This window comes from Pseudomonas sp. PLB05, from assembly GCF_021106615.1.
Classification (GTDB): Bacteria; Pseudomonadota; Gammaproteobacteria; order Pseudomonadales; family Pseudomonadaceae; genus Chryseomonas; species Chryseomonas benzopyrenica.
On record NZ_JAJOHO010000002.1, the window covers coordinates 1,034,228 to 1,053,836 of the forward strand.

Sequence of the window (19,609 nt, forward strand, 5' to 3'; positions counted from 1 at the left end):
TTGCTTGACCGAGTTTACGGCCTTGAGCTGTTGGCTGAGGGGGCGTTGTTCAGGTGCTCTGCTAGGTACAGCGTCAGGGCCATTGCGTTTTGTGGCTTGCTTGAGACCGAGCGGTAATTTTCAGCCATCGCGTTAACGATCACCTGGGGCGCAAAGCGGAGCTTACCGCTGGTCATGGCTTTTACCAGTCCCCTGTGTACATTCGTCTGGTGTTCGGAAGGGATGCCCGACATATCCAGCTTACGAGAGCTCACGCTCGACGTTTCGGTTAGTGTTTTTGATTGAGGTTTGTTGTTAGGGCGGGCGTTGGCAAATAGGGTATCGATACCGCATTGCTGTGGTATCGATACCTCTTCAGGTACGCGTGGGCGGTCTGAGTGGAGCAAATCCTCAACCAGGCGCTGCTGATCGCCGGTTAGTCGCTCTTTGAAGTCATTTAGAAATTCACCAAGCCACTCGCCAGGTATACGACGGATTTCACTGACCGTGCGGTCTCTTAGTTTCGGACCTGTTACTTGGCTTGCAGAATGGTGGTCCCACCAAAGGCGCACCCAGACAACGAAGCGGTTGTGGTCATATTTGACAAGGTCTTCATCCTGCAGCCGATGGATAACCTGTAGCCATTGATCTGCGGTCCACCCGAGCTCTGCGCCCGCAATGCGCGGCACGAGCGGGTAGACACCAGTGATGTTGCTGTCAGGCGCGGTTAATAGGTGCAGCAATGCAACCTTATCCTCAGTCGTGCAATTCATGAGGCGTGGCGATCGCCAGAAATTCTGGTCTCTGATGGTTCTCTGTCTGCCCATGATCACTGCTCCCCCGCCTGCAAACTTAGAAGTCGGATCGAGGCGTCCATCATTGACGCGCCTCTACTTGTGCCTTTTTCGTGGGTCTGCCCGTGCGCTTCGGCTGTGAAGGTACAATCTCTCTTGGTGGTTGGGGGCGAGTATTCGTATCTCCGGTACGCATCCAGGCCCTGAGGTCGCCAAGCCTCCACCTAAGCCTCGATAACCCATGTACCGGCTGAAGGCCAGGCAGCTTCCGCTGGCGTACGGTAAGTACGCTGAACCCGGTTAATGCGGCTACCTCTGCAACACCAACGAGAACGTCATCACCGAGTTTCTGTATTTTCTGAATGGTTTCGTAATCTACTGGCATCTGGTTATCTCTCAATTGATCTGAGAGGTCAGTTTTTGCTGCTTGCCGAGTTCGTGGCTAGGACAGTTTTTTAACGGTTTTTGGGCTTTGCAAAAGCTTCACCTGGCTTTGTGTGAGTAATTCCACTCCACATGATTGGGCGTTTGAATTGCCATTCCCGGTTGCCTGCATACGACTGGGCCAGACGTTTGCATCGAATTGAGCAGCGCACCGGTTGTCTATGATCGGCGGGAAGCATCCCAAAGCTGCCCTTCGTGCAGGGCAGCTGACGACCCAAAGCTGACGTTGCCCTTAGGGCAGCTAGCGGCCAGAAGCGGACAAATTACCAAGAGCTCGAAAGCCCGCTTGGAGACGACCCGAAATACTCCAACCGCGTCACCCTTCATCCACTCTACCCAACCGACGACGGGGTTTTCCTAACAAACGTCGCTATGCATGGCCTGAATGCGATATGAAGAGATGGCTACAAGTACAGCAAGGCCGCGGTGCTGCTGATGGATTTGCGGAAGCGCGGGGAGTTCACGATGGATCTGTTCACGCCTTCGCAGCCGGCAAGATCGGATGGGCTCATGGCTGTGCTAGATCAAGTGAACAGGAAGTACGGCAAGCATGCGTTGCACTCAGGGCGCATCTCGTTTAAGCCGGAATGGGAAATGCGCCGCCGGATGATGAGTCGGAGTATCAAAACTAGGCTTGCTGACCTTCCTCGATATCGGTAGAGAAAAAACGCAGCACACCAATGAAGTCAGTAAAATTGTGCCTATTCAAGTGGTGCCCTTTAATTACGGACAAGTGCTCATGCACTGAACGCATAAGCGTTGAGCAGTATTCGTCTCTTTTCAATTTGTCCATCATTAGCTTCATAAACGGAGTCAGTTCTCCACTCATAACCTCATACCTATTTCCCCAGTAGATTCCGGAAATAAGTGACGACTTGACTGAAAGGTACACAACGGCCATTGATATCTTCTCAACCGGAACATCCCCCTTCATGTTAACTAGACAATAAATCACATGCTCAGTTAGAAACGATGATGTTAATTCATTTCGCACAACTGGATGGGGGTGCTTTTTGTTCACAAAATCGAGATTAGGCTCATACCCCATATAGAATCTATTGAACATGCAATATTGAGCACAATACAAAAGATAAATAGATGAAAAATGAAACATATTTTTCCGAAGTAAGTACCGTATTGTCAGTTCGCTACCCTCAACGTCAGCGAGCACCTCTCTTGCTTGGAACCTCACACACTCATCACCCGCACACTCAGTCTCAGATATCTCGTAAGACTCTTCTTCTAACTTCTCCACAGTAACCTTGCCATTCCTGAATAGGTAGTGACGCTGTGCAAGATGGCTAAGTTCGTGAAAAAACACCCACACCAGCATCACCTCAAACATCAAAAATCGGCAAGCGATTGACTTGTCCGTCATGCGCGCATCTTGGTCTTTTCCTTCTAATGCAGATTTATAAATCTTATAAAGTGGAGTAAGCAGTGTATCAGGAATATCAGGAGCACCACCTTCAAAATATGAGGGTGCGCCACCAAACACCTCTTTAAAACTTTCATCATGACCAGGAATGGCAGAAATCCTATCTGCCAGAATTGGAAAGACCAAAGAGTCACGATAGATTTCGCGCACCATCCCCATATAAATTATTATACGCGGGTTGTATGGATCAGCGGGATCAACTGATGCCCTTGCATTTACAGCTTCAGAAAGAGCCAGCTCACACTCAAGCTTTCCACCAAGGCGTGAATAGACCTCATCATTCGACCACTTAACTAAGTCATCAATAATGGACTGAGCCATATCTTTTAAGAAAAAGACATCCATAAACTGGTTCTCAAAATTATCCCGAGCCAGCTTTTCCTTTACATATCTATCTTCCATACTCACCTTCTAATCTAATCTAATCTAATCTAATCTAATTCGCCCCTAGTTCAGTAGACGCCCGACGGCCGCTTATGGCCGATTGCTGTCCTTCGTAAAGCGCAGCTTCGCGTCGACAGTCGTCGGTTGCCTCAGGCGACTGGTCAAGTTCGCATACCTGCGAACTGATAGCGCACTCTTTCAGTTGACGCTAGATCAGGCCAGCTTGGCCGCCAGCTCCTCTGCCGTGATGTTGTAGTACCGCTTCAGCATGTTCACCTCACGGTGCCCAGTCACGCTAGCCAACTCGATGAGGTTCGGCAGTTTGGTGGCAAGCCGACAAGTAGCCTCGTGCCGTAGGTCGTGAAAACGCAGATCCAGCAGGAAATTTTCTTGGGGCAACACACCAACTTGATGGCAGTCAGTCAGGTATTTTGACCGCGCGCGCTCCAGCGCTCTCACAAAGGCTTTTTTAAGAGCGTCAGCAGTGGTGGGGAAGACTCGACCGCACAGGGAGCGTGGTAGTCCTCTCAACAGCTGGATGGCATTGGGTGAGAGCGGGATTGTTCTTGGCAGTCCATTTTTGGTCGCAGGAAGGTGTGCGGTTCTACGATCCAGGTTCACGTGCTTCCAGCGCAGCTCGAAGATCTCACCACGGCGCATGGCCGTTTCAATCGCCAGTTGGACGATGGGGCGCATCCAAGGATTATGAGAGGCATCAGCATAGGTGCCGTCCGAACGGCGTTCGCACAGCTCCAGCGCGCTGAGGATGTACTGCTCTTCAACTGGATCAAGCCGCCGTGAGCGTTCGTCGTTGTAGCTTGGGCGGCTAACCATCCGCACCGGGTTCTCCGCGAGATGAATACCCCACTCGCGCCGGGCGACCTCGATCACGCATTGGAACAAAGCCAACTCACGCTTCACCGTGTTGCCCTTGCGAATTTTCAAGCGCTCGTCACGGTAGCGGGCAAAATCCGAGGAGGTGAGGGTGGCAACGATGCGGGTTGCGAGCGGATGACGCTTAAGCGCTTCGAGTCGTTTGATTTCCGAGTACGCACCTTTGTGCTTCGGGGCGATCTCGGAGATGTAGCGATCGATGAGCTGATGAAAGGCGGTGCGTTCAGCCTCGACCCGAGAGACAAAGATGCCTCGGTCGATTTCGCTTTCGATCATACGTGCCCAGGCTTGGGCGTCGGCTTTGGTTTCGAAGGTTTTGCGCTGGGCTGGATAGCCCTTACGGCGAATTTGCGCTTCCCACTGATACTCGCCGCGATTCCTGATTGTTGCCATTTCAGCCATTCCCGCCACACTTGAGTGTGGCAAATTTGTGGCAAAAACGACTTTCAGGACTAGGACAGGTTTCTGTCAGGAGCGCTAACCCCTTGTGAAACAAGGGAAAGAAGATGGCGCACTCGGCGGGATTCGAACCCACGACCCCTGCCTTCGGAGGGCAGTACTCTATCCAGCTGAGCTACGAGTGCAATGATTCGATGACGCTGAATCGGTCGCCATCATACTCACCTTGCCTCTGACCGTCCATGCCCGGATGCACGATGTTGTTGATTTTGAACGACTGTTTCGCGGGGCGTGGCAAGGGCTGCATAAACAAGGAGGAGGGCCGCGCGAAAACCGCTCCGGCGCTCTTGCGCGGGAGTTCAATATTCTCCTAGGATGCGTTCAATATTTCGAACGCCCAGTCGCTTCGGATGTTGCTCGAGCGGGCGCTGAACGGTGGCCATGCCAGCGTTCTCAAGCCTGACCCTATCGCAGGCGCAGGGGTGTCATGCCCTTGCTTCCGGCCCTTTCAGCCAAGGAGACCGTAATGCAGCTCAAAGACGCTTCCCTGTTTCGCCAGCAAGCCTATGTCGACGGCGCCTGGATCGACGCCGACAGCGGTGCCACCGTCACCGTGGACAACCCGGCCACCGGCGAGACCCTGGGCACCATTCCCAAGCTTGGTCGCGCCGAGACCAAGCGCGCCATCGACGCCGCCAACCGCGCCCTGCCGGCCTGGCGTGCGCTGACCGCCAAGGAGCGTTCGGCCAAGCTGCGGCGCTGGTACGAGCTGATGATCGAGAACCAGGACGACCTGGGCCGGCTGATGACCCTGGAGCAGGGCAAGCCGCTGGCCGAGGCCAAGGGCGAGATCGTCTACGCCGCCTCCTTCATCGAGTGGTTCGCCGAAGAAGCCAAGCGCATCTATGGCGACACCATTCCCGGCCACCAGGCCGACAAGCGCATCCTGGTGATCAAGCAGCCCATCGGCGTCACCGCCGCCATCACGCCGTGGAATTTCCCCACCGCGATGATCACCCGCAAGGCCGGTCCGGCCCTGGCCGCCGGTTGCACCATGGTCATCAAGCCCGCCAGCCAGACCCCGTACTCGGCCCTGGCCCTGGTCGAACTGGCCGAGCGCGCCGGCATTCCCAAGGGCGTGCTAAGCGTGGTCACCGGCTCCGCCGCCGAGATCGGCGCCGAGCTGACCGAAAGCCCCATCGTGCGCAAGATCTCCTTTACCGGCTCCACCGAGATCGGTGCCAAGCTGATGGAGCAGAGCGCGCCCACCATCAAGAAGTTGTCGCTGGAGCTGGGCGGCAACGCGCCCTTCATCGTCTTCGACGACGCCGACCTGGACAAGGCCGTGGAAGGCGCCATCGCCTCCAAGTACCGCAACGCCGGCCAGACCTGCGTCTGCGTCAATCGCCTCTATATTCAGGACGGCGTGTACGACGCCTTTGCCGAGAAATTCAAGGCCGCGGTGGCCAAGCTCAAGGTCGGCAACGGCCTGGAAGAGGGCGTCACCATCGGCCCGCTGATCGACGCCAAGGCCGCGGCCAAGGTCAAGGAACACATCGACGACGCCGTGAGCCAAGGCGCCAAGGTTATCGCCGGCGGCAAGGCCCACGCCAATGGGGGCAGCTACTTTGAGCCGACCATCCTCGCCGACGTGCCCAAGAGCGCCAAGGTGTCCAAGGAAGAGACCTTCGGCCCGTTGGCGCCGCTGTTCCGCTTCAAGGACGAGGCCGAGGTCATCGAGCTGGCCAACGACACCGAGTTCGGCCTGGCCTCCTACTTCTATGCCCGCGACCTGTCCCGCGTATTCCGCGTGGCCGAGGCGCTGGAGTACGGCATGGTCGGCATCAACACCGGCCTGATCTCCAACGAGGTCGCGCCCTTTGGCGGCGTCAAGGCCTCGGGCCTGGGCCGCGAGGGCTCCAAGTACGGCATCGAAGAGTACCTGGAGATCAAGTACCTCTGCCTGGGCGTCTGATACCGCTGCTAGCTGGATCTGTTGGGCTTCGCGGAGCTCAACCCAACCTACGGTCGAGGTAGGTTGGGTTGAGACGGCTTCACCGTCGAAGCCCAACAGCCCCTCAGCCTGATCCAAAGTTTTTCCCGGCGCGGACGCCGGGCCGTTGGCAGTCGATCATCGTATGCTGCCCGGAATCCGGTCCGCGCCTTTCCCGTAGCCGGCCGCCACGATGAGCGGCCATCGAGGACTGCAATGAGCCACACCAACGATTCCCTGATGCACCGCCGCAGCGCCGCCGTCGCCCGTGGCGTCGGCCAGACCCACCCGATCTTCGTCGCCCGTGCGGAGAACGCCAAGGTCTGGGACGTCGAGGGCAACGAGTTCCTGGACTTCGCCGGCGGCATCGCCGTGCTCAACACCGGCCACCTGCATCCGCGCGTGGTGGCGGCCGTGCAGGAGCAGCTGACCAAGGTCTCCCATACCTGCTTCCAGGTGCTGGCCTACGAGCCCTACGTCGAGGTCTGCGAAAAGCTCAACGAACTGGTGCCGGGCAACTTCCCGAAGAAGACCGCCTTGTTCAACTCCGGCTCCGAAGCCGTGGAGAACGCCGTCAAGATCGCCCGCGCCGCCACCCAGCGCGCCGGGGTCATCGCCTTCTCCAGCGCCTACCACGGCCGCACCATGATGACCCTGTCGCTGACTGGCAAGGTCGCGCCCTATTCGGCCGGCATGGGCCTGATGCCCGGCGGCGTCTATCGCGCGCTCTATCCCTGCGAACTGCACGGCATCAGCGTCGATGACGCCATCGCCAGTGTCGAGCGCATCTTCAAGAACGATGCCGCCCCTGGCGACATCGCCGCCATCATCCTCGAGCCGGTGCAGGGCGAGGGCGGTTTCTATGCCGCGCCCAAGGAATTCATGCAGCGCCTGCGCAAGCTATGCGACACCCACGGCATCCTGCTGATCGCCGATGAAGTCCAGTCCGGCGCCGGTCGTACCGGGACCTTCTTCGCCATGGAGCAGATGGGCGTCGACGCCGACTTGGTGACCTTCGCCAAGTCCATCGCCGGTGGCTTCCCGCTGTCGGGCGTGACCGGTCGGGCCACGGTGATGGATGCGGTCACCCCCGGTGGCCTGGGTGGCACCTACGCCGGCAGCCCCATCGCCTGCGCCGCGGCCCTGGCGGTGATCGAGACCTTCGAGGAAGAGAAGCTGCTGGAACGCTCCAAGGCCGTGGGCGAGCGTCTCACCGCCGGCCTGCGCGAACTGGCCACCAAGCACGCGCAGATCTGCGACGTCCGGGGTCTGGGCGCCATGATCGCCATGGAGCTGGGCAAGAGTGGCGATATCGAGCAGCCCGACGCCGAGCTGACCAGCCAGATCGTGGTCCGCGCACGCCAGAAGGGCCTGATCCTGCTCAGCTGCGGCAGCTACGGCAATGTGCTGCGCATCCTCGTCCCCCTGACCGCCAGCGACGAAGAGCTGGATCGCGGCTTGGCCATTATCGGCGAGTGTTTTGCCGAATTGGCCTGAGTCCTGATCAAACCGCCCTCCACGAGGGCGGTTTTTCTGTGACACGCTTGGCACAAAGTCCGCTTTGACGCATCATTCGCCGCTTCGCTTTCCTCAAGCAGGAGTGGGTTGGGATGCCGCCCCTGATACTCATCGTCGATGCCAATCCCTGGACCCGTGACCTGCTCAAGTCCCTGGTGCTGGCCGTGCGGGCCGATGCCCTGGTCCACGAGTATGGCCATGGCTATCAGGCCCTCGCCGAGCTGGATCGACACAAGAGATGCACGCTGATCATCGTCGAGCGGCCAGCCGACTGCGACGGGCTCGACCTGCTGCGCCGCATCCGCCAGCGCGGCGCCCAGCCGCTGCAGCCAGTGATCCTCCTGTCCGATCAGGCCGATACCGCCTATGTGCGCGCCGCCCTGCGGCTGGCACCCACGGCCTATCTGGTCAAACCCTATGCGGCTGAAGAGGTATTGCGCCGCTTGCGCAGTCTGATGCCACCGGCGGATGACGAGGCCCAGGCGGCGAGGGCTGCGGTCCTGGGCTCGCTGGATGACCATCTGCAGCGCATGGCCGCCGAGATCGACGCGGTACCCCTGTTCACCGACCTGCCCGCCATCATCCAGCGCTGCCGTGACAGCGCCAGCTGCAGTCTGGGCGAGCTGGAAACCGAGTTCGGCCAGGATCCGCTGGTCACGGCGACCCTGATTGCCGCAGCCAACAGCGCCTCCCAGCGCGTCGGGCAGTCCTGCCAGACCCTCAGCCAGGCCCTACCGCGCCTGGGCGTCGGCTTTACCCTCAATCTGGTATTGGGCCTGAGTCTGCGACGGGCGACGCGTCTGTCCGATCCGCTGCTGGCCACGCGCGCCGAAGGCTATCTGCACCTGGCCCAACGTGCCGCCGACTGCGCGCGTCTGCTGGCGCTGCGCTATGCGCGCGAAGACGCCGAGCGCTGCTATACCGCCGGTCTGCTCCATCGGCTGGGTGAGCTGGCCGTATTGCAAGGTGTGCAACGCTGGTGCGACGGGGGCGGCGTTCTCGAGGAGGCAGCGCTGGAGCGCGCCCTGCTGAGCTACAGCCTGGAGTTCTCCGCGGAATTGCAGCGGCACTGGCGGCTGCCGCTGGAATTGCGCGAACTGGTGACAGCGGTACATAGCCTGCACGGCGTACTGCCCAAGCCGTCGCTGATCCTGCACCTGGCGGCGCAGGCGGCGAATCCTGCTCCGGGCGAATCCCTCGAGGCCCTGCTCGAGCACAAGGCCGGGCGCATGCTCGGGCTGGAAGCCGCGGTCTGGCAGCTGGCGGTCACCCAGCTCAAGTTGGGCTAGCGCGCGGTGTCGGGGCGATAGCCCAGGCGCAGTCCACCCCAGTGCCGACCGTTCACCAGGATCGGCACCGAGAGGTCATGCATCACCTCGCCGGTGTCCCTCATATAGGTCTGCAACAGCAGGCGGCGCTGATGACTGCCGCAGCGCTTGCCGGTGCGATCGCTGAAGAGGCGCTTGCTGCGACTGCGCGCCGTATCCACCGCCACATCGCCGGTGGGCGCCTGGGCGAAAGCGCGGTTGTGGGTGGGCACATAGCCCTCAGGCGTACAGGCGATGGCGAAGACCAGGCCGGGATGCTGGTCCAGCAGCGGCTCCTGGATCGCCGGTAGCACGCCATCGGTGTAGCTGTCGAAGCGGGTGCGGTACTTGGCCGGCTGGCTGCCGAGCACGGGCTGGTACTGGCGGTCGAAGAGGGCGTCCTGGGTGATGCGTCCGGCAGCCAGGTCTTCCTCGAAGCGGCGACCGATGGCATCCGCGCCCTGGCGTGCCAGTTCGAAGATGCGCTGGTGATAGCTGTCCAGACCGACCTCGGCCAGGCGTTCGCTGCTGGCTTCGGCCATGTCCACCAATTCATCGGCGCCGCCGCTGAGGCGGCTGGTCTGACGCTCGCTGTCGGCAAGATCGCTGTGCACCTGCTCCACCGCCTGGGCCAGGCTTTCCAGTTGGGCGAGATTGGCCGAGGTGCCCTGGGCGATGTCTGCCGCCTGGCGCTCGGCGGTCTGCGCCAGCTGGGCGATCTCCTGGAGGCCTTCGCCCGTGCGTTCGACCTGGCGCACGCCATCTTCCAGCGCCTGGGCCAGTTCCTGGATCTGCGCCACTACGGCCTCGGTCTGCTGGCCGATATCGGCCACGATCACGCCCACCTCGCCGGTCGCGCTGGAGGTCCGCGCCGCCAGGCCGCGGACCTCGTCGGCGACCACCGCGAAGCCGCGGCCGTGCTCGCCGGCCCGGGCGGCTTCGATGGCGGCATTGAGCGCCAGCAGATTGGTCTGGCTGGCGATGGCCTGGATGACTTCGGTGACCTGCTGGATCTTGTCGGTGCGGGCGCTCAGGCCCGCGATCAATTCCCGACTCTGGCGGGCGTGCTCGCTGAGCGCGCGGATGGCGGCGATCGCCGAGTTCAGGGCTTCCCGGCCGGCCTCGCTGCGCTGGTGCACCTGCTGCGCCACCGCCAGGGCCTGGCGGGCGCTGCCGGCGCTGTCGTGCTCGGTCTGGGTAAGGGACGTGGCGCTGCTGGAAATCTGTGCGGCCGTGCTGGCTTGAGATTGCACCCGGGCTGCCAGTTGCTGGGCGGCGAAGGCCACGCCGGCGATGGCCACGGCGTTGCGCACCGTGCTGCGCGAAAGATCGCTGGTCAGCTCGTCGAAGGACTGGGCCGGAGCCGGCGGCGCGACAGGCTTGCGCAGCAGCAGTAGCCAAGGCCAGAGGGCTGCCACGAGAACCAGTCCCAGGCCGGCGGTGGAGGGCAGCGCCAGCCCCTGCCAGAGCAGCAGCGCAGCCACGAGGATGGCCAGGTGAAGCGACAGCACGACGGGCCAGCGCCTGGGCATGCGACCTCCTTGTGATTCGGCTCGATCGATTACGAAATGTGACGTGGGTCAGCTTCGTCGATCATGGAGCCAGCTTTCCGGAGGTTGCAACCGCTGTCTGATCCAGGCGGCTACGACTTTGGTCTTAGCCGCCTGCTGCAGCTCAGGGCGTACGCGGCAGGAAATGCAGCGGCGCACCGCGTTGCAGACCGGCCAGCGCCGGGTGGTCCTTGACCAGTTCCACCTCGATCACCTCGGTCTGCTCCGGCACCTTCAGGGTCACCCGGGTGATGGCGCCCAGCGGGCGAATGTCGCGCACCTCGGCGGCGTGATAACCCGCTCGCGGCTCACGCTCCAGCTCCACCTCGTGCGGACGGAACAGCACCTCCTGCTCACCCAGCGCCAGGCGGTTGGAGTCCCCCAGGAAGTGATAGACGAAGTCGCTCGCCGGCTGTTCGTAGACTTCGGCGGGCGAGCCGACCTGCTCGATCTGCCCCTTGTTCATCACCACGATGCGGTCGGCCACTTCCATGGCCTCTTCCTGGTCATGGGTGACGAACACCGAGGTCAGGTGGATCTCCTCGTGCAGCCGTGCCAGCCAGCGGCGCAACTCCTTGCGCACCTTGGCATCCAGGGCGCCGAAGGGTTCGTCGAGCAGCAGGATCTTGGGCTCCACCGCCAGGGCACGGGCCAGGGCGATACGCTGGCGCTGGCCACCGGAGAGCTGTTCGGGATAGCGATCGGCCAGCCAGTCGAGCTGCACCATGTTCAGCAGTTCGTGCACCTTGCTGGCGATCTGCGTCTCGCTCGGCCGCTCGCGGCGCGGCTTCATGCGCAGGCCGAAGGCCACGTTGTCGAACACCGTCATGTGGCGGAACAGCGCGTAATGCTGGAAGACGAAGCCGACGTTGCGATCGCGCACGTCACGTCCGGAGACGTCTTCACCGTGGAAGCCGATGTTACCGGTGTCCGGTGCTTCCAGACCGGCGATGATGCGCAGCAGGGTGGTCTTGCCGCAGCCGGAGGGGCCGAGCAGGGCGACCAGTTCGCCGCTCTCGATGTGCAGGTTGATGTCCTTGAGCGCCTGGAAGGCGCCAAACCTCTTGTTGATACCCTGGATCTCGATACTCATGGCGCCTTATTCCTCGTCACGGTGCTGCAGTTGGCGGCTCAGGCGACTCTCGCTCCACTGCCGCAGCAGCAGGATCACCAGGGCCATCATCAGCAGCAGGATCGCCACGCTGAAGGCGGCGACGATGTTGTATTCGTTGTAGAGAATCTCGATGTGCAGCGGCAGGGTATTGGTCAGGCCGCGGATGTGGCCGGAGACCACCGACACCGCGCCGAACTCGCCCATGGCCCGCGCGGTGCAGAGCACCACGCCATAGATCAGCGCCCATTTCACGTTGGGCAGGGTCACGTGCCAGAACAGTTGCCAGCCACTGGCGCCCAGCAGGCGTGCGGCTTCTTCTTCCTGGGTGCCCTGTTCCTGCATCAGCGGGATCAGTTCGCGGGCCACATAGGGAAAGGTGACGAAGATCGTCGCCAGTACGATGCCGGGCACGGCGAAGACGATCTGCACGTTCACGCTCTGCAGATAGGGGCCCATCAGCCCCTGGGCGCCGAACAGCAGCACATAGATGAGACCGGCGATCACCGGCGAGACCGAGAAGGGCAGATCGATCAGGGTGATCAGCAGGCTCTTGCCGGTGAACTCGAACTTGGTGACGCACCAGGCCGCGGCCAGGCCGAAGGCCAGGTTCAGGGGGACCGAGATGGCGGTGGCGAACAGCGTCAGCTTGAGCGCCGAGATCGCGTCCGGTTCGCTGATGGCGTCCCAGAAGGCGCCGATGCCATTGGCCAGGCCTTGGCTCAGCACCATGTACAGCGGCAGCACCAGGATCAGCAGGAAGATCAGCCAGGCGCTGGCGATCAGCGCGATGGCCACCGGCGTGCGCTGCTTGTTGGCGCGCGCATCCGCCTTGGTCGACGTCATGAGGCTCATGCGGACTCCTTAAATATTGGGCTGGATGCGGCGCTGCAGGATGTTGATCAGCAGCAGCATGACAAAGGACACCAGCAGCATGAATACGCCGATGCCGGTGGCGCCGGTGTAGTCGTACTGGTCCAGCTTGGAGACGATGAGCAGCGGCAGGATCTCGGTCTTGAACGGGATGTTGCCGGCGATGAACACCACCGAGCCGTACTCGCCCACGCCGCGGGCGAAGGCCAGGGCGAAGCCGGTCAGCCAGGCTGGCAACAGCGTCGGCACCAGCACATAGCGAAACACCTGCCAGGGGCGGGCACCCAGGCAGGTGGCGGCTTCCTCGATCTCCTTGGGGATGTCCGCCAGCACCGGCTGCAGGGTGCGCACCACGAAGGGCAGGGTGACGAAGATCAGCGCCAGGGTGATGCCGATCGGGGTATAGGCGATCTTGAAGGGAAACAGCGAGCCGATCAGGCCGTTGGGGGCATAGAGGGCGGTCAGGGCGATGCCGGCCACCGCGGTGGGCAGGGCGAAGGGCAGGTCGACCATGGCATCGATCAGCTTGCGCCCAGGGAACTCGTAGCGCACCAGCACCCAGGCCAGCAGGGTGCCGAGGATGCCGTTGACGAAGGCGGCGAGCAGGGCGGTGCCAAAGGACAGCTGCAGCGCCGCCAACACCTGGCGACCGGTGATCAGCGACCAGAATTGCCCTAGGCTCAGCTGGCTGGCATGGAGAAACATGGCGCCCAGCGGGATCAGCACGATCAGCGCGAGGTAGGTCAGGGAGAAGCCCAGGGTCAACCCGAAGCCGGGTATGACCGGGGAGAGACGGCGAGACATGAGGCGTCCTTCTGCAAGGCGCCCCGGCGATGCATTCGCCAGGGCGCAGAGGGGTGGAACGATACCTGTTCCGGGCCGGTCAGCGTGAGCCGTCCCGGCTGCGGTGCTATTTGTTGATGTCGGCGAAGATCTTGTCGAACACGCCGCCGTCGGCGAAGTACTTGGGTTGCGCCGCTTTCCAGCCGCCGAATTCCTGGTCGATGGTCACCAGCTTGACCGGCTTGAACTGATCCTTGAATTCCGCCGCCACCTTGGCATCGCGAGGACGATAGAAGTTCTGCGCGGCGATGCGCTGACCCTCGGGGCTGTAGAGATACTGCAGATAAGCCTCGGCCTGCTTGCGGGTACCCTTCTTGTCGACCACCTTGTCCACCACGGCTACGGGCGGCTCGGCCAGGATCGACAACGACGGGGTGACGATCTCCAACTGGTCGCCGCCTTCTTCCTTCAGGGATAGATAGGCTTCGTTTTCCCAGGCGATCAGCACATCGCCCAATTGGCGCTGCACGAAGCTGATGGTGGCGCCGCGGGCGCCGGTGTCCAGCACCGGGGCGTGGCGATAGAGCTCGGTGACGAATTTCAGCGCCTCGGCATCGCTGCCGTACTTGGCCTTGGCATAGGCCCAGGCGGCAAGGAAGTTCCAGCGGGCACCGCCGGAGGTCTTGGGATTGGGGGTGATGACCTGGACATCCTTCTTCACCAGGTCGTCCCAGTCCTTGATGCCCTTGGGATTGCCCTTGCGGACCAGGAAGACGATGGTCGAGGTGTAGGGGGTGCTGTTGTCCGCCAGACGCTTCTGCCAATTCGGGTCGACCAGCTGCTGGTGCAGATTGAGGGCATCGATGTCGCCGGACAGCGCCAGGGTCACCACGTCGGCCTGCAGGCCATCGATCACCGAGCGCGCCTGCTTGCCGGAGCCACCATGGGAATTCTTGATGGTCACGTCTTCGCCGGTTTCGGTCTTCCAGTGCTTGGCGAAGGCGGCGTTGTACTGCTGGTAGAGCTCACGGGTCGGATCGTAGGACACGTTGAGCAATTCGACGGCGTGGACCTGGGTGGCGAACAGGGCTCCGGCCAGCGCGGCCAGGGCGAAACGGCGAATCGACATGAAAAGGCTCCTTGACGTGAGAAAGCCGGACACCGTCTGGCGGGCACCTTGCCCACTCGTCCGCTGACCGCGAAAACTCAGGGCTTGTTGGCTTGGCCGGTCTGAGGCCGGAATTTTTCCTTGCGCTCGATCTGCACCACCTGTCCGTTGTGCACGGTGATCTCGATGGCGCCGAATCTCAGTCCACGCAAAGCCTGCTGGATATCGCGGAGCAGTGCGGTTTCGTCCTGGTTTTCCAGGCTGCGGAACGGAACGGAGCTCATGGTTGGCGTCCTCGTGTACAGCGGTGGGCGGGGAGGTGGCGCCATCTTAGGGGGCTGATCTTTATTTCTTAAAATTGCTAATAATGCTTTGTTTATTCACTTTTAGAATTAGCAGTCTGTGAAGGACACGTTGTGTAGCAAAAGGGAGGGCTGGATTTATCGCCCACCCCGGCAATAATGCGCGAACGCCTGTTCACTGAACTTTCAGTGACAGTTGCACCACACAACCCGCGCGAGGTCCTCTGCGTCCATGAGCTACAACGGCCTGCTTGACCTGTCGGTCTGGCAACTGGTGGTGGTCACCCTGCTGCTGACCCACCTGACCATTGTCAGTGTCACCGTCTACCTGCATCGCTACTCCGCCCACCGTTCGCTGGAGCTGCATCCTGCGCTCAGGCACGCCTTCCGCTTCTGGTTGTGGCTGACCACGGCGATGAACACCCGTGAGTGGACCGCCATTCACCGCAAGCACCACGCCAAGTGCGAAACCGAAGAGGACCCGCACAGCCCGGTGCACAAGGGCCTTGCCACCGTGGTGCGGCGCGGCGCCGAGCTGTACAAGGCCGAGGCGAACAACGCCGATACCCTGCGCATCTATGGCAAGAACTGCCCGGACGACTGGATCGAGCGCAAGCTCTACTCCAATCCGCGCACCCGCAATATGGGGGTGGTGCTGTTGCTGCTGATCGACATCGCCCTGTTCGGTGCCCTGGGTCTCACCGTCTGGGCCGTGCAGATGGTCTGGATTCCCTTCTGGGCCGCAGGTGTGGTCAATGGCCTGGGCCATGCCGTGGGCTATCGCAACTTCGAATGCCGCGATGCCGCCACCAACCTCATCCCCTGGGGCATCGTCATCGGTGGCGAAGAGCTGCACAACAACCACCACACCTATCCAAACTCGGCCAAGCTGTCGGTCAAGCGCTGGGAATTCGACATGGGCTGGGCCTGGATCAAGCTGTTCACCTGGCTGCGTCTGGCGAAGGTCAACCGTGTCGCCCCCATCGCCCATCGCATCGAAGGCAAGGGGCAGCTGGACATGGACACCGCCATGGCCATCCTCAACAACCGCTTCCAGATCATGGCCCAATACCGCCAGCAGGTGATCGGCCCGCTGCTGCGGCAGGAGCGGGGCAGTGCGGCGCCCTCCCAGCGTCCGCTGTTCCGTCGCGCCCGGGGGCTGCTGGCCCGCGAGACCAGTCTGCTCAAGGCTCGCCATCAGGTGCGCATCGACGAACTGCTCGAGCACAGTCAGGCGCTGAAGCTGATCTACGAAAAGCGCCTGGCGCTGCAGCAGATCTGGGCGCGGACCAGTGCCAACGGTCACGACATGCTGGCCGCGACCCGGCAGTGGATCGGCGAGGCCGAAGCCAGCGGCATCCAGTCGCTGCGCGAATTCGCCGAGCAGCTGAAAACCTATTCCCTGCGGCCGGCCGGAACCGCCTGAGAAAGGCTTCACAAAAGCCCACCGAAGCGGTGGGGCGCACTATGCGGGGATTGAACCAGGCTGGTTTCAGCTGTCTCTAACTCCCTCAGGACCCCGCGTAGGCGCATGTGTATATGGATGAACAACCCCCCCTGTCTGCTCTTCCCACCCCGGAAGAGAATCTTTTGGCTCTCCTGCACTCGCGGGCCGAAGCAGATCGCCTGCGCGATCGTGAGCAACTGTTCAGTGCGCTGCTGGAAAGCGTCAACGCGGTCCTCTGGGCGCTGGACTGGCGCAATCGCCAGATCATCTATGTCAGCCCCGCCTACGAACAGATCTTCGGGCGCTCCCAGTCGCTGGTGATGAGCGACTACAGCACCTGGCTGAACAACATCTATCCCGACGACCTGGAATACGCCCAGCGAACCTTGGAACAGGTGATCGAGCAGGGAGCCGTGGAGTCGCGCGAGTACCGCATCATCCGCGCCGATGGGGAGATCCGCTGGCTCAGCGACAAGTGCTTTGTCAGTCAACGCAGCGAGGCGGGCATGCCGCTCCTGGTGGTGGGCATCGCCGAAGACATCACCGACAAGAAGCGTATGGAGGAGGAGCTGCAGCGGCTCGCCACCACCGACGTCCTGACCCGCAGCAGCAATCGTCGGCACTTCTTCGAAAGTGCCCAGCGCGCCTTCGAATTCGCCCAGAACGAAGGCGAGCCGTTGGCCTTCCTGCTGCTCGACATTGATGACTTCAAGAAGATCAACGATCGCTTCGGCCACCAGATGGGCGACCAGGTGTTACAGCGTGTTGCCGAGTGCGGCGCTCAGACCACTCGTCGAGGCGATCTGTTCGGCCGTATCGGCGGCGAAGAATTCGCCCTCTTGTTGCCAGGTTGCGACAGCGACCTCGCACTGCAGATCGGGGGCCGACTACAGCGCGCCGTGCGCCAATTGGCCGTACCCACCGCCGAGGGGCCGCTGAAGGTCACCATCAGTCAGGGTGTCACCGTCCTGCGTGAGGGCGATGAGTCCCTTGACACTCTTTATGTACGGGCCGACGAGGCCATGTACAAGGCCAAGCGCCAGGGCAAGGATCAAGTCGTCCAAGGCTGAAGCCCTTGGCAGATGTTCCAGAGCCGTACCTCCAGGTCTGGCTCTCGGATACCAGCGTGCCAGTTCCGATCATGCCTAGCCTAGCCTGGTCCTCGGTGCCCGGTAGCTTCATCCTCTCCCCAGTCAGCTGGCATGGACTCCTTTCTTCCCCCTTGCCCCGGCAGCCTGACGCTATCCACAGCTGTTTGTGGAAGCCGGCGAGTTGGCACCCGTTGAATGGAAAGTCTGTTTCCAAGCCGCTAACGCGTCGTAACCACGGTGATGCGGGATGTCAGGTTTCACGCGGCGGACGAGGCGTGTCATGTGCTGGGCGAGTCGGCCCTGGAAGCCGTAGCAAAAAATTACAAGTCCTTGAAGAGCGTAGAGAATTTCTCTGGATCCAGCATTCGATGACGGGCTGCAAGGGTTTTCCAGTGCCTTGAAAATACCGTCCTAGAGCGGAAAGTCGTAGACTATGAGCTGGCCTTTTTTCAGGAAAAGGCCAGCCTTTCCGGTGCGGCATGCGGGGAAGGTTCCCTACAGCCATGACCGACCAGTCTAAGGGGAAGACCACAGAGCGGGTTTTCAACGAGGTATCGCTAGACGAAATGCTTTTTTGCAATTAGCTTTCGCAACGTGGAAGACGGTGGCAGGGGACCTGTGCTTGAAGTCGCAAATTAAAAGTCGACCAAGCCCGGGATAATTCTCCAAATTGAAACAAAAGCCCTCTAGCTTTCCCTTCCGCACGGCCCGTCGGGCATACCACCAGCAGACGCTGACACCTCTGGTGGCTGCATAACAACGATTCACCCCTGGAGCACACATGGTCAAGAAGCCACTGGTGGTCGCGGTCTCCGCGGCCTGTCTGAACCTGTCCCTCATTGCCGCCGCCAACGCTGCCGGCTTTATCGAGGACAGCAAAGCAACCCTGAGCCTGCGCAACTTCTACGAGAATCTCGATAACCGCAATGGCGCCGCCAACCCGTCGACCAACCGGGAATGGGGTCAGGGCTTCCTGCTCAATTATCAGTCCGGCTTCACTCAGGGCACCGTTGGCTTCGGTGTCGACGCGATCGGCATGCTGGGTCTGCGTCTGGACGGCGGCGGCCGTGCTGGCAAGACCGACGGCTCCAATCAGCCGGGCACCATGTTCCCGCGTGAAACCGACGGCAGCTCCGTCGACGAATTCAGCACCGTTGGCGCTACTGCCAAGATGAAGATCTCCCAGACCGAATTGCGCTACGGCACCCTGATGCCCAAGCTGCCGGTCATCACCTTCAACGATGGTCGTATCCTGCCGCAGACCTTCCTGGGCGGTCAGGTGACCTCCAAGGAAATCAAGGACGTGACTCTGACTGCTGGTCAGATCGAACACGTCAAGGGCCGTGCTTCCAGCAACTACGAAGAAATGTCCATCGCGGGCTCCAACAGTGGTTCCACCGCGCGTGACAGCAACCAGTTCCGTTTCGCCGGTGCCGACTACAAGGTCACCAAGGACCTGACGCTGCAGTACTACTTCGGTCAGCTGGAAGATTTCTACAGCCAGCATTTCCTGGGTCTGACCCACAGCGTCAAGCTGGGTGAAGGTACCTTCAAGACCGATCTGCGCTACTTCGACAGCAACGGCGATGGCGCTAACAAGAATGCCGACACCCAAGGCGCGCTCTATGCGTCCAGTGGTTACTACGGCCGCACCGCCACTGGCGCCGTTACCCGTGGCGAAGTGGACAACCGTCTGTACAGCGCCCTGTTCACCTACTCGATCAAGGGCCACACGTTCGGCGCCGGCTACCAGGGTAGCAATGGCAACAGCGACTTCCCCTTCCTGAACCAGGGTGATGGCGCTTCCGCCTACATCATCACCGACCTGCAGATCAACAAGTTCGCCCGCTCCGGTGAAGACACCTGGCAAGCTCGCTACTCCTATGACTTCGGTCAGCTGGGTATGAAGGGTCTGACCGCCGGTATCATTTACCAGTACGGCGATAACATCCGCACCCGCAATGGCGACTACATGGAGTGGGAACGCGATCTGACGCTGAGCTACGTGGTCCCGGAAGGCCAGCTGAAAGGTCTGGGCTTCACCTGGCGTAACGCTTCGCTGCGCTCCGACCTGCCGGCAGCCAGCACCCAGGGCGTTCCGGGTCAGCGCGATCAGGACGAAAACCGCTTCATCGTCAGCTACACCCTGCCGCTGCTCTAAGCCGCGCTCAGGTCAGAAAAAAGCCCGTCGAAA

16 protein-coding genes and 1 tRNA gene are annotated in these 19,609 nt (G+C 61.2%); 7 read left to right on the top strand and 10 right to left on the bottom strand.

Annotated elements, in window-relative coordinates:
- Positions 1-14: 14 nt before the first annotated feature.
- Positions 15-806 (bottom strand): hypothetical protein, encoded by a 792-nt coding sequence (locus LRS53_RS11435; protein ID WP_231355961.1) that lies wholly within the window; start codon positions 804-806, stop codon positions 15-17.
- Between the two features lie 921 nt (positions 807-1,727).
- On the opposite strand from LRS53_RS11435, the gene LRS53_RS11440 reads away from it, so the two are divergent.
- Positions 1,728-1,877, top strand: coding sequence for a DUF4113 domain-containing protein (locus LRS53_RS11440; protein ID WP_231356123.1), 150 nt, complete (start codon positions 1,728-1,730; stop codon positions 1,875-1,877).
- On the opposite strand, the gene LRS53_RS11445 is transcribed toward LRS53_RS11440, so the two are convergent.
- The 3 genes from LRS53_RS11445 to LRS53_RS11455 form a co-directional block, all read right to left on the bottom strand.
- The gene (locus LRS53_RS11445) at positions 1,846-3,063 is read right to left on the bottom strand and encodes a hypothetical protein (protein WP_231355962.1); all 1,218 of its coding nucleotides are present in this window, start codon (positions 3,061-3,063) and stop codon (positions 1,846-1,848) included. The two genes, LRS53_RS11440 and LRS53_RS11445, sit on opposite strands and share 32 nt — an antisense overlap.
- A 189-nt stretch (positions 3,064-3,252) precedes the next feature.
- Positions 3,253-4,335: a site-specific integrase gene (locus tag LRS53_RS11450; protein ID WP_231355963.1), complete on the bottom strand. Its 1,083-nt coding sequence runs from the start codon at positions 4,333-4,335 to the stop codon at positions 3,253-3,255.
- Between the two features lie 105 nt (positions 4,336-4,440).
- Positions 4,441-4,517, bottom strand: a tRNA-Arg gene (locus tag LRS53_RS11455).
- 341 nt (positions 4,518-4,858) lie between these two features.
- On the opposite strand from LRS53_RS11455, the gene gabD reads away from it, so the two are divergent.
- From gabD to LRS53_RS11470, 3 genes are all read left to right on the top strand, one after another.
- Complete coding sequence (gabD, locus tag LRS53_RS11460; protein WP_231355964.1) at positions 4,859-6,307, top strand: NADP-dependent succinate-semialdehyde dehydrogenase; 1,449 nt, start codon at positions 4,859-4,861, stop codon at positions 6,305-6,307.
- A 234-nt stretch (positions 6,308-6,541) separates the two neighbouring features.
- The gene (gene gabT, locus LRS53_RS11465) at positions 6,542-7,822 is read left to right on the top strand and encodes a 4-aminobutyrate--2-oxoglutarate transaminase (RefSeq protein WP_231355965.1); all 1,281 of its coding nucleotides are present in this window, start codon (positions 6,542-6,544) and stop codon (positions 7,820-7,822) included.
- A gap of 113 nt (positions 7,823-7,935) precedes the next feature.
- Entirely contained in the window at positions 7,936-9,132 is a 1,197-nt protein-coding gene (locus LRS53_RS11470; RefSeq protein WP_231355966.1) for an HDOD domain-containing protein, read from the top strand.
- Here LRS53_RS11470 and LRS53_RS11475 read toward each other — a convergent pair.
- From LRS53_RS11475 to oscA, 6 genes are all read right to left on the bottom strand, one after another.
- Positions 9,129-10,682, bottom strand: a complete 1,554-nt coding sequence (locus LRS53_RS11475; protein WP_231355967.1) for a methyl-accepting chemotaxis protein — start codon at positions 10,680-10,682, stop codon at positions 9,129-9,131. The two genes, LRS53_RS11470 and LRS53_RS11475, sit on opposite strands and share 4 nt — an antisense overlap.
- Before the next feature lie 142 nt (positions 10,683-10,824).
- Positions 10,825-11,793 (bottom strand): sulfate/molybdate ABC transporter ATP-binding protein, encoded by a 969-nt coding sequence (locus LRS53_RS11480; protein WP_231355968.1) that lies wholly within the window; start codon positions 11,791-11,793, stop codon positions 10,825-10,827.
- Positions 11,794-11,799: 6 nt separating this feature from the next.
- A complete protein-coding gene (gene cysW / locus LRS53_RS11485; protein ID WP_231355969.1) occupies positions 11,800-12,666 on the bottom strand; it encodes a sulfate ABC transporter permease subunit CysW in 867 nt (288 codons plus the stop codon).
- A 9-nt stretch (positions 12,667-12,675) separates the two neighbouring features.
- Positions 12,676-13,488 (bottom strand): sulfate ABC transporter permease subunit CysT, encoded by an 813-nt coding sequence (gene cysT / locus LRS53_RS11490; RefSeq protein WP_017640885.1) that lies wholly within the window; start codon positions 13,486-13,488, stop codon positions 12,676-12,678.
- A gap of 106 nt (positions 13,489-13,594) precedes the next feature.
- Positions 13,595-14,596: a sulfate ABC transporter substrate-binding protein gene (locus LRS53_RS11495; protein ID WP_231355970.1), complete on the bottom strand. Its 1,002-nt coding sequence runs from the start codon at positions 14,594-14,596 to the stop codon at positions 13,595-13,597.
- A gap of 77 nt (positions 14,597-14,673) precedes the next feature.
- Complete coding sequence (gene oscA / locus LRS53_RS11500) at positions 14,674-14,859, bottom strand: sulfur starvation response protein OscA (RefSeq protein ID WP_133861339.1); 186 nt, start codon at positions 14,857-14,859, stop codon at positions 14,674-14,676.
- Positions 14,860-15,109: 250 nt separating this feature from the next.
- Here oscA and desA point away from each other — a divergent pair, with 250 nt between their 5' ends.
- From desA to LRS53_RS11515, 3 genes are all read left to right on the top strand, one after another.
- Complete coding sequence (gene desA, locus LRS53_RS11505) at positions 15,110-16,303, top strand: delta-9 fatty acid desaturase DesA (protein ID WP_133861338.1); 1,194 nt, start codon at positions 15,110-15,112, stop codon at positions 16,301-16,303.
- Between the two features lie 113 nt (positions 16,304-16,416).
- Positions 16,417-17,394, top strand: a complete 978-nt coding sequence (locus tag LRS53_RS11510; protein WP_231355971.1) for a sensor domain-containing diguanylate cyclase — start codon at positions 16,417-16,419, stop codon at positions 17,392-17,394.
- An 802-nt stretch (positions 17,395-18,196) separates the two neighbouring features.
- Positions 18,197-19,576 carry an OprD family porin gene (locus tag LRS53_RS11515; protein WP_231355972.1) on the top strand — a complete coding sequence of 460 codons (1,380 nt, stop codon included), beginning with the start codon at positions 18,197-18,199 and terminating at the stop codon, positions 19,574-19,576.
- The last annotated feature ends 33 nt before the right edge of the window (positions 19,577-19,609 follow it).

Coding starts and splice junctions, on each gene's coding strand:
- LRS53_RS11435 (WP_231355961.1), bottom strand. CDS start 806: ATGGGCAGACAGAGAACCATCAGAGACCAGAATTTCTGGCGATCGCCA.
- LRS53_RS11440 (WP_231356123.1), top strand. CDS start 1,728: ATGGCTGTGCTAGATCAAGTGAACAGGAAGTACGGCAAGCATGCGTTG.
- LRS53_RS11450 (WP_231355963.1), bottom strand. CDS start 4,335: ATGGCTGAAATGGCAACAATCAGGAATCGCGGCGAGTATCAGTGGGAA.
- gabD (WP_231355964.1), top strand. CDS start 4,859: ATGCAGCTCAAAGACGCTTCCCTGTTTCGCCAGCAAGCCTATGTCGAC.
- gabT (WP_231355965.1), top strand. CDS start 6,542: ATGAGCCACACCAACGATTCCCTGATGCACCGCCGCAGCGCCGCCGTC.
- LRS53_RS11470 (WP_231355966.1), top strand. CDS start 7,936: ATGCCGCCCCTGATACTCATCGTCGATGCCAATCCCTGGACCCGTGAC.
- LRS53_RS11475 (WP_231355967.1), bottom strand. CDS start 10,682: ATGCCCAGGCGCTGGCCCGTCGTGCTGTCGCTTCACCTGGCCATCCTC.
- LRS53_RS11480 (WP_231355968.1), bottom strand. CDS start 11,793: ATGAGTATCGAGATCCAGGGTATCAACAAGAGGTTTGGCGCCTTCCAG.
- cysW (WP_231355969.1), bottom strand. CDS start 12,666: ATGAGCCTCATGACGTCGACCAAGGCGGATGCGCGCGCCAACAAGCAG.
- cysT (WP_017640885.1), bottom strand. CDS start 13,488: ATGTCTCGCCGTCTCTCCCCGGTCATACCCGGCTTCGGGTTGACCCTG.
- LRS53_RS11495 (WP_231355970.1), bottom strand. CDS start 14,596: ATGTCGATTCGCCGTTTCGCCCTGGCCGCGCTGGCCGGAGCCCTGTTC.
- oscA (WP_133861339.1), bottom strand. CDS start 14,859: ATGAGCTCCGTTCCGTTCCGCAGCCTGGAAAACCAGGACGAAACCGCA.
- desA (WP_133861338.1), top strand. CDS start 15,110: ATGAGCTACAACGGCCTGCTTGACCTGTCGGTCTGGCAACTGGTGGTG.
- LRS53_RS11510 (WP_231355971.1), top strand. CDS start 16,417: ATGGATGAACAACCCCCCCTGTCTGCTCTTCCCACCCCGGAAGAGAAT.
- LRS53_RS11515 (WP_231355972.1), top strand. CDS start 18,197: ATGGTCAAGAAGCCACTGGTGGTCGCGGTCTCCGCGGCCTGTCTGAAC.